The organism is Pseudonocardia sp. Ae505_Ps2 (assembly GCF_001932425.1).
Classification (GTDB): Bacteria; Actinomycetota; Actinomycetes; order Mycobacteriales; family Pseudonocardiaceae; genus Pseudonocardia.
The window spans coordinates 5764101-5773526 of sequence record NZ_MCIP01000001.1; the positions used below are offsets into that span (position 1 = coordinate 5764101).

At 67.7% G+C, this 9426-nt stretch carries 7 protein-coding genes and 1 pseudogene; 6 read left to right on the forward strand and 2 right to left on the reverse strand.

Features of this window, described 5'->3' with window-relative positions:
• Positions 1 to 306 precede the first annotated feature (306 nt).
• Genes Ae505Ps2_RS26850 through Ae505Ps2_RS26870 form a run of 5 tightly spaced genes read left to right on the forward strand, consistent with a single transcriptional unit; the run spans position 307 to position 7283 of the window.
• Complete coding sequence (locus Ae505Ps2_RS26850; RefSeq protein ID WP_139320218.1) at positions 307 to 2790, forward strand: Z1 domain-containing protein; 2484 nt, start codon at positions 307 to 309, stop codon at positions 2788 to 2790.
• Positions 2787 to 3776 (forward strand): PD-(D/E)XK motif protein, encoded by a 990-nt coding sequence (locus tag Ae505Ps2_RS26855; protein WP_075554101.1) that lies wholly within the window; start codon positions 2787 to 2789, stop codon positions 3774 to 3776. The genes Ae505Ps2_RS26850 and Ae505Ps2_RS26855 overlap by 4 nt, the downstream gene beginning before the upstream one ends.
• Positions 3773 to 5626 (forward strand): hypothetical protein, encoded by a 1854-nt coding sequence (locus Ae505Ps2_RS26860; RefSeq protein WP_075311167.1) that lies wholly within the window; start codon positions 3773 to 3775, stop codon positions 5624 to 5626. Before Ae505Ps2_RS26855 ends, Ae505Ps2_RS26860 begins: the two co-directional genes overlap by 4 nt.
• On the forward strand, positions 5623 to 6516 hold the full coding sequence (locus Ae505Ps2_RS26865) for a hypothetical protein (protein ID WP_083695140.1): 894 nt from the start codon (positions 5623 to 5625) through the stop codon (positions 6514 to 6516). Before Ae505Ps2_RS26860 ends, Ae505Ps2_RS26865 begins: the two co-directional genes overlap by 4 nt.
• Positions 6513 to 7283, forward strand: coding sequence for a DUF6339 family protein (locus tag Ae505Ps2_RS26870; protein ID WP_075311165.1), 771 nt, complete (start codon positions 6513 to 6515; stop codon positions 7281 to 7283). The genes Ae505Ps2_RS26865 and Ae505Ps2_RS26870 overlap by 4 nt, the downstream gene beginning before the upstream one ends.
• Here Ae505Ps2_RS26870 and Ae505Ps2_RS26875 read toward each other — a convergent pair.
• Complete coding sequence (locus Ae505Ps2_RS26875) at positions 7277 to 7648, reverse strand: very short patch repair endonuclease (protein WP_075329814.1); 372 nt, start codon at positions 7646 to 7648, stop codon at positions 7277 to 7279. The genes Ae505Ps2_RS26870 and Ae505Ps2_RS26875 overlap by 7 nt on opposite strands.
• A 156-nt stretch (positions 7649 to 7804) precedes the next feature.
• Between Ae505Ps2_RS26875 and Ae505Ps2_RS26880 the strand changes: the two genes are divergently transcribed.
• A complete protein-coding gene (locus Ae505Ps2_RS26880; protein ID WP_075554102.1) occupies positions 7805 to 8899 on the forward strand; it encodes a DNA cytosine methyltransferase in 1095 nt (364 codons plus the stop codon).
• Between the two features lie 302 nt (positions 8900 to 9201).
• On the opposite strand, the pseudogene Ae505Ps2_RS32810 reads toward Ae505Ps2_RS26880, so the two are convergent.
• Positions 9202 to 9426: pseudogene (locus tag Ae505Ps2_RS32810) on the reverse strand (IS30 family transposase); the annotation flags it as partial.

A 9426-nucleotide genomic window follows, 5' to 3' on the forward strand; every position in this document is an offset into this window, starting at 1 on the left:
GCCGTTGCAGTACTAGATGCCACTCTCAGCGTGAACGGAACTCGAGGGACCGTGACCCGCAGGATCACCGCCACCAGAGAGCCCACCATCGTAGGCAGGAGCAACAGGTGGTCACCCGCACGAGTGGTCCAGTAACACTCCGCTGCTCTTGGCTGATTACTCTCTCGAACATCCGAAGGGGACACGTGGGGGTAACCGGGTGGCTGACGGACTGTCGGAGAAGCAGATCGAGCGGGCCTACCAGGTCTTCTTGAAGCACTGCGAGACGAGCTCACCGGCGGACGCCGTCAAGGAGCTCGAGACCTGATGGTCCCGGCCCCTCTGATCAAGGCCGTGCGGGAGAAGCACGAAGGCGAGACCGTCAGAATTCGCAATCTCGACCAGCCGCCGTCGGTCTGGCGGGATGGACGAACCACCTGGTACACGGGCCCGAAGGACTCCGACCGCAACTGGCCTGCCGTCGTCAAGTCGCTGCAGGCCAAGAACTTCGGTGCCGACAACATCGCGTCGGTCGACGAAGCGTCGACCAAGATCCTCTCCTTGCTCGACCACCCCAAGCAGGACAAGTTCAGCACCCGTGGCCTCGTCGTGGGGTTCGTGCAGTCCGGCAAGACAACGAACTTCACCGCAGTCATGGCCAAGGCAGCGGATCGCGGCTACCGACTCTTCATCGTGCTGTCCGGCATCCACAACACGCTGCGTCGACAGACCCAGATCCGGCTCGCCGGCGACCTCGTGCACGCCAACCCAGACCTCTGGCACGAGGTCACCACCGAGTTGAAGGACTTCACCCCGCCGGGCGGCAACCCGCAGGTCTTCTTCGCAACCAAGGGCCATCACATGCTGCTGGTGGTCAAGAAGAACGCCGCGGTCCTCCGCAAGCTCCGCGACTGGCTGGACAAGGGCGGCGACTACCTCGCTAGGACCCCGACCCTGATCATCGACGACGAAGCCGACCAGTCCACCGTCGCCACGGCGAAGATCAACCCGCTACTTCACCAGGTCATGAGTAAGTTCCCGAAGGTCGGCTACATCGGTTACACGGCCACCCCGTTCGCAAACCTGCTGATCAACCCGGCGGACACGACCGACTTCTACCCTCGCGACTTCATCGTCAACCTGCCGCAGCCCATCGGCTACCAGGGCACCGAGATCCTCTTCGGGCGTGAGCTACTGCCCGGCGAGGACCCGGCCGACCTACCCGGCGGCTTCGACATGGTCCGGACCGTCCCCGACGACGAGGTCGACGACCTCAAGCCCCGGGCGAAGAAGGACGTCGCGGACTTCTACCCGGGCGTGACTCACTCGCTACGACGCTCCGTGGAGTGGTTCTGGCTGGCCACTGCCGCCCGCAAGTTGCGAGGCGGCGGCAACGAGCACTCGACGATGCTGATCCACACCACTACCGAGACCGCCGTGCACGAGCGGTTCAAGGATCCGCTGCTGGAGCTGAAGAATCGGATGCTCACCGGCCTGACCACAAAGGACCCCGGGCTACTCGACCGGCTGCGGACGACGTGGGCCAAAGAGACGGCGCGGGTGCCCGCAGCCGACTTCGGCGAGACCACCGTCCCGTTCGAGGACCTCCTTGTCGAGCTGCCCGATGTCGTCGAAGCCACGACGGTCGTGATCGACAACTACCGCAGCACCGACCGGCTCGACTACGAGTCGGGCCCCGTCACCGCCATCGCCGTCGGCGGCAACACGCTGAGCCGCGGCCTCACACTCGAAGGCCTCGTCTCCAGCCTGTTCGTCCGCGCCGTGTCCGCCTACGACACCCTGCTGCAGATGGGCCGCTGGTTCGGCTACCGCAATCATTACGCGGATCTGCCCCGCATCTGGATGACGGACGAGCTCATGGACTGGTTCAGCCACCTGGCCACGGTCGAAGCCGAGATGCGGCTGGACATCAACCGGTACATGAACCCGGGCGTGACGCCGCGGAACTTCGCCGTGCGCCTGAGGACGCACCCGAAGATGAGCATCACCGCCAAAGCCAAGATGACCAGCGCCGTCCGCGCCGTCGCGGCCTACGGCGGACAGCTGGTGGAGTCGCGCTTCTTCGACGTCTCCGATAACGGCCTCTCCTGGTTGGAGGCGAACGCCGCCGCGGCCCGGACCCTGGTGTGCCGCGCCGCGCGCGACGGGTCGGCGAGGACTGCCCGGAACGAGACGGCACTGTTCACCGATGTCCCGCACGAGCACGTGCTGGAGTTCCTCGCGTCGTACTCGTTCCACGAGCGCTCGTCGGACGGCGACTCCGGGCGCATCGCCGAGTACATCCGCAAGCGGGTCCGCGCAGGCTCTCTCGGCCGCTGGAGCGTCGGCGTCATCGGCAACTCGCAGCCCAGGGCGGACACGAAGCGGTGCGACCTGGGTTCCGGGGTCGAGGTCCGGATGGTCCGACGGGCACGGCTGTCCTACGACGAGGACAGTGACTTCGACGGCGTCGCGGACATCAAGACCCTGTCCGGTAGCCGCGACGAGGCGATCGACCTCGACATCGCGAGCAGCCAGCCCAAGCGTTCCGAGCTCGATGCGAGGCGACGGGAGCAGCGACCGAACGAGGGTCTCCTGCTGATGTACCCGATCGATCCGTGGTCCGAGCCCACCGCCAAGAAGGGTCGCGTTCCGCTCGCCGCACCGACCGACGACGTCGTGATGGGCGTGGCGCTGGTGTTCCCGCGCCCCGAGGACAAGGACTCCGACGTCGAGTACATGAGCGCGGACCTGTCGAAGGTCCTCGTCGAGGAGGAGGACCTCTCGATCCTCGACCAGGACGACGAGTGACCGTCAACGGCAGCCGGCTCGAGGATCTCTGGTCTGCGGCCGCGGCGAGGCCCGTGGTCAGCCTGTTCCGGACCGCATCCACCGATACCGACACGAAGTTCGGCCCGGTCCTGGTCGGCGTCCGGAACACCGGGGCCCGACACCTGCTCGTCCCCATCGACGGGAAGCACACGCTGCAGGAGGACGTCGACGGGCGCGCGGTCACACTGCGCCGGCAGGTGCTGGAGGATGAGACCAGCTACCGGGTCTATGCCTCGCTGGCGCTGGTCGACGACAGACTTCGTGACCTGTTCACCGCGCTCTGCGCCGAGGTGGTCGAGCGGATCGCCGCTGCCCCGGAGAGGGCCGTCGCCGCACTGCGGCGAACCCTCGCCGACTGGCGGGCGTTGCTCTCCGGCTCCAGACACACGCTCGGCCCCGAGGAGCTGGCCGGCCTGTTCGGCGAGCTCACCGTCGTACGGGCGATGGTCGACCGCGACCCGGGGGCGGTCGCCTTCTGGACCGGCCCGCTGAAGAGCAGGCAGGACTTCCACCGCGGCACGACCGCCCTGGAGGTGAAGAGCACGACCTCACCGGAGTCCCGGACCGCCCGGGCCCACGGCCTCGGCCAGCTCGACGGAGGTGACGGCCGGCTCCTGCTGACCTGGTTCCGGCTGCGTACCGACCGCGGACGGTCCGTGCCCGAACTAGTCGACGAGATCCTCGACATCACCGACGACGAGGCCACCTTCCTCGGCGCCCTGCTGCAGGCCGGCTACACCCGGTCGGAGCGCGAGGTGTACTCGCGTCGGGTGTTCGAGGTCGTCGAGCAGCGGACCTTCGAGGTCGGACCGGGCTTCCCACGCATCGTCGCTGCAGGCCTGACCGGAGACGCGGAGTTGGCGGGCCTCGACCATGTCGACTACGACGTGGACCTCGACAGCGCACCGGCCGTCGCAGCGCGCACCGACACCGATCCCGTCGAGACTCTCCTGGAGCAGACGTGATCACGCCACGCTGGTGGTCCCAGCCGTTTCCACCGACGGGCGCGATCGCATCCGAGGGCATTCGCAACCAGCTCGGTCGCCCGCCCGTCGACCCGCTGACGGTGTTCGTGCGGGAGACGGCGCAGAACTCGTGGGACGCGCGGCTCGGTGACAGACCCACGTCGTTCCGACTGGAGCTCACCACGGTGGCCCCGACGCATCGGCCGAACTGGGAACGGCTGCTCACCCCGCCTGCGAACCGGGAACCCAATCTCGGGATCGGCAGGCTCGTCCGGACTCCGAACGTACGACTGCTGTCCGTCGTGGACCGCGGTACGAAGGGCCTCGGTGGGCCGACCAGGGCCGACGAAGTCGCCGCCGACCGTCGCGACTGGGTCTCGTTCGTGCTCAACGTCGGCGAGAAGCGCGACACCCACCAGGGCGGCGGCACCTACGGCTACGGGAAGGCCGTCCTATACAGGATGTCCAAAGTAGGCACGATCCTCGTCTACACGCGGACCGACGTCCCCGGCGTCGGGTTGGAGTCCCGGTTGATCGGCATCGCAATGCGGGAGTCGTTCGACGGCCGCGAGACCCCCACCGACGACACCCGCCCGTTCACCGGGCGGCACTGGTGGGGAGATGTCCAGGAGGGTCACGTCGAGCCGCTCCGCGGTGCCGAGGCCGACACCGTCGCCCGCAGCCTGGGCCTATTCCACTTCGCCGACAACGAGACCGGCACCACCCTCGTCGTCCTCGATCCGAACCTCGACGACTTCGAGGACGTCGGCGACGGGGCCCGGCACCTCGCGAACACCCTCGCATGGCAGCTGTGGCCGATCATGCTGCCCGAACGCGGGGACAACCGGCTCGTCGCCGAGGTCCGGGCGAGTGGTACGACGTTCCCGGTTCCCGACCCCGCGGAGACCTACCCGTTGGACATGTTCGTCGAGGCCTACCGCGCGCAACGGGACGGAAAGGGCGAGGTGCTGGAGTGCAAGAGCCCGAAGCGGAAACTCGGTACCTTCGCGGTGAAGGAAGATTTCGTCCTGCCCATGGCCGCTGACTCCGCTGGCCTCGCGGCCGCATATGCGGGGGTTCCGGGCGACCCGCACCACATCTGTCTGATGCGCTCCCCTGAGCTCGTCGTCCGGTACCTCGAGCAGACGGAGACGGGTTCGGTGAACCGCGCTTACGCGGGAGTCTTCCGCGCGGCCGACGATCTGGACGATGTGTTCGCCGCCAGCGAGCCCCCGACGCACGACGACTGGGTGAGCCAGCAACTGGCCGGTCAGGACAAGACGTTCGTGAACGTCACGTTCAGGCGGATCAAGGAGCAACTCGCCCGGTTCAAGGGCTCCGCAGCTGCCCCAGTTCGCACCGAGACCGGGGTAGCGCTCGGCGCCGCGAGCAACTTTCTCGGGGGCATCGTCGCCGCGGCCTTCGCCCGCCCCGACGCCCACTCGCCCGGGGGTGGCGACGGACGCGGGGCCGGCAGCGGAGGCGGCGGGCGTCCGTCGCCGACGCCCCGGGACAGGGTACGGGTCACCGAGCTGACCGAACCGGCCGTCGACGAGCGAGAGGGAAAGGTCGTCCTCGCCCAGCGGTTCTCGGTGACCGGGCCAGGCCCGGTCCTCCTCCAGGTCCGACTCTCCGTCGGTCTCGGCGAACGCGGACGCGAGGACGACGCTCCCGTGGGCGCGGCACGTCCCGAGGTTCTGTTCTGGTCGACAGAAGCGGGGCTGCGCAGGACTGAGACCTGTGTTGTCGCGAGCCCGTCGGAGGTCGAGCTCGTCGTGCTGCCGGTGCCGGACACCATCACCGACCTCGTCGTCACCGGCACCCGCGCCGAGGGGGTCGCCTCCTCGTGAGCCGCGCGTACCCCTACCGACGCCCACCCGGCGACGTCGTCACCATCGGCCCGTGGCTGCGTCTCACCGGCGACTCGGTCGACGAGCTACCGCTCGATCTACCCGACTGGGACTACGGGACGGTGCTCCACCTGAAGCGACCCATGCGCGTGGACGGGCTGCGTGCCCGCGAAGCCTGCGGGCTCTCGGCCGGTTCCGCGGTCACCCTCACCGTCGTGTGGGCGGCCGCGAACTCGTCGCTGCGCGGGCAGGCCTGGCAGGGTCCTGTGCCCGCTGTCGACGGGGCAGAGCTGGAGATCGACTTCGAGCTGCCCGGCGACGAGCTCGGTGGGAGGCTCGACCTCGAGACGAGCCTGATCCTGCAAGCCGCCGAGGCGGGATCGTCCGCGACCGCACCGAGCCGTCCCGGCAGTGTCCTCTGGCGGGAGGTGCACTCGGTGATGCTCCAGGGGGACGCGGTCCTGTTCCCATTGGCCGTCGTCGACTTCGAGCAGGTGAGGTACCCGTCCGGTGCAGCGTGGCACCTCGAACTCAGCGAGGATCTCGACTCGCAGGCCCTCGGGTCGATCCTGCTCCTCGCCAACAAGCGACGACCCGTCGTGACCTCCGCGCTGGAGAACGCCGCGGATCCGACGGAAGCGGACCGGCTGGTGCTCTCGACCGTGCAGAGCGAGGTCGTCCGGTCCCTCGTGGAACGCGCCGTCGTCGACGACGAGTTCGACCCCGCGAACGATTACGCCGCCGGCACCGTAGGCGCGCTGCTCACGTCCGTGCTGGTTGCGACCTTTCCCGAGCGGGACCTCGACGCACTGCGCCGCGAACGCAAGCACGAACCCATCCTGTTCACGACCCGGATTCAGAACGCCACGGGTCTGCTGGCGAGCACATGAGCATCCTGTATCCGCGACTGCTCGACTCCACCGCCACCGAACTCTTCGACCGCTACCAGCAGCTCACAGTGGAGGAGCTGACCACCGAGCACACCTTCGCCCACCCGTCGGCCGTGTTCGCCGCGACGGGCGGACACCGCGTCCGCCGCGAGCAGCTCGAGAACCTGCGTGGCCGGGTCCTCGAGGTCGCCGTGGACGCCGGTTTCCCCGGCGGCGGACGTCGCCGCTCCCACAGCAACTTCGACCTCGACATCGCCCGCCTGCTCCACGCGCGGATGGGGCTGGTCGCCGCCGAGGCGTCCGTCCGACCGATCTGGGCATTCCTGGCTCTCGTCGTGCTGCCCGACGTGTCGTTCTGGCGTTACCGCGAGCCCACCGGCGACCGCTTCCTCGCCACAGACATCACCCGACACGTCTGGGGTCGGCTGTGGTGGCGCGCCCACCTCACGGCTGTGCCGAGCGAGACCGACCCCTACCGCCTCATCGGAACATTCGGCGAAGCCGACTTCGACCAGATCTTCGCTCGACGGGCCGGGCTCGGTGGGAGCCGAGCCCTCATCCGTGCTCTCTCGGACGTCTGGCCGAGCGTCGACAAGGGCGGCTTCGCCGACCGGCGAGTGCTGCGCGACGTCCTCAAGCGTCTCCTACGGACGGCTCCGGTCATCGAGTTCGACGCCCTCGGCTACGCCGACCTCTGCGAGCAGATCCGACGTGAGGCGGCCGGCTCCGTCGCCGCGATCCGTGAGGCGGACCTGCACGCTCAGTGACCCCGAACGGCCATCTCGACGACGTCCACCGCTGCCACCGGATCGTCGTGCTCCCAGAACCGCAGGACCGTCCAACCGAGCTCGCGGAGATGTGTGTCGGTCGTCCGGTCGCGCTGCTGGTTCTTCTCCAACTTCGCGATCCACCATTCCCGGTTCGCGCGCGGGATGCTGGTGTGGTCCGGACAAGAGTGCCAGAAGCAGCCGTCGACGAACACCGCCACCATCGCACCCGCGAAGATCATGTCGGCACGACGACGCGGCATCCCCGGGATCGCCTTGTCGACCCGGTAGCGAAGACCCCGCCGATGTGCCTCCCTACGGACCAACATCTCGGGCGCGGTGTCACGGCGCCGGGCCCTTCTCATGCGCGCGGCGACCGCGGCGCTGGAAGCCACGGGACGATCGTTCGACACCCTGTCCTCCCTGGTTCTGACGATGTCCCGAGTGCTACCACAAGTCCGTTCGAGGACACTCCGACGGGCATGCGGAGGGTTGTCGGTGCGGCCGGCTAGGTTACACTCGTGACAGCCTTGCGTCTCGTCGACCTCTTTGCGGGTTGTGGTGGCCTGACCAGGGGTTTCCTCGATGCGAACCGCGATCTCGACACCACCTTCACCTTTGAGGTCGTGGCGTCGGTCGAGCTAGACCGAGCCGCAGCTGCGACTTACGCCGCGAACTACGGCCGCGAGCACCTTTTCCACGGACGGATCGAGGACTGGCCCACGTCGTCGATCCCAGCGGCAGACATCGTCGTCGGCGGGCCTCCATGCCAGGGCTTCTCGAACCTCGGTCGGCGGGACCCACTGGACTACCGGAACCGCCTGTGGCGCGAGTATGTCCGGGTCGTCGAGACCGTGCAGCCCTCCTACTTCGTCATCGAGAACGTCGCAGCCTTCTTCAAGTCCCCGCAGTGGGCCCTCCTGCAGCTCGCAACCGGCCCCGACGGTCCGCTCCGGAACTACGAGTTGCAGCCCTACATCCGCAACGCAGCCGAGTTCGGCGTTCCTCAGCTGCGTAAGCGAGCCGTCGTACTGGGCAGACACACGAGCCGTGACCCCCTGCCCGAGCCCAGGGGCAGGTTCGCGGCGCAACCCGAGAGCTTCGCCACCGTCAGGCAGGCATTGGCCGGCCTCCCGGCTTCGGTCGATCCGGGCCACATCGACCTGCCCGACGAGATCTTCGACTTCGACGGCCGCTCCGTCCCCGGAGCATTCAAGACGGCTCAGCTCCATGTAACCCGCCACTTCCAACCGCTGTCCCTTGAACGGTTCGCCGCCATCCCCGAGGGGGGAAACCGCACGGACCTGCCTTGGGAACTGCAAACCTCGGGCTGGCGCAAGCACAAGACCGGCTCGTTGGATGTCATGGGCCGCCTGCACTGGGGTAAGCCCTCCGTCACGATCCGAACCGAGTTCGTGAAGCCCGAGAAAGGACGCTATCTCCACCCGAGCGAAAACCGCCCGCTCACCCTCGCCGAAGGTGCAATCCTACAGACCTTCCCACTTGACTATCAATGGTGTGGAGCCAAGGTATCCATCGCCCGCCAAATCGGGAACGCCGTTCCGGTCGAGCTCGGAACAGCGTTGGCCAGGCTAGTTCGAGGAGGAATGACCTAGCTGACCGGGCATCGCTGTCGCTCGAAGGTCGAGCTGCCGGGACACAACACCCTTGCACGCCCGCCGCGCCGTGTTGCGAGAGACGCAGCACTGCCGCATCTCCGCGGCCTCGCTCGCCAGCGGCGCATCCGGGGCCAAAGATCCGGTGCTGATGTGCTCGGCGAGGTCCCTGGCCATGCGGCCGTGCGCCGTCGTCCGGCCCGGTCTGGTCCCTCCAGCAACCCGGCGGCCGATTCGCCCGGATGGCTTCCACGATTCCTTAGTCCACGAGAACCGCGAGGGTGGCACTAGGCACGGCGAATTCAGGCGGTCGAAGCATCTAGCTCAACGAGTTCGGCGAATATCTCGGAGGGCTTCTTCCAGTTGTGGATCTTACGGGGTCGGTCGTTGATATCGCAAGCCACCATCGCCAGATACTTCGGGTCCGAGGTGATTTCCGTGCCTTTCGGGAAGTACTCGCGCACGATGCGGTTGAGGTTCTCGTTGCTGCCGCGTTCCCACGGCGAGTGCGGGTGGGCGAAGTACAC

Excerpts from the sequence above, each read along its gene's own strand:
- Ae505Ps2_RS26850 (WP_139320218.1), top strand. The coding sequence starts at position 307 with ATGGTCCCGGCCCCTCTGATCAAGGCCGTGCGGGAGAAGCACGAAGGC.
- Ae505Ps2_RS26870 (WP_075311165.1), top strand. The coding sequence starts at position 6,513 with ATGAGCATCCTGTATCCGCGACTGCTCGACTCCACCGCCACCGAACTC.
- Ae505Ps2_RS26875 (WP_075329814.1), bottom strand. The coding sequence starts at position 7,648 with ATGAGAAGGGCCCGGCGCCGTGACACCGCGCCCGAGATGTTGGTCCGT.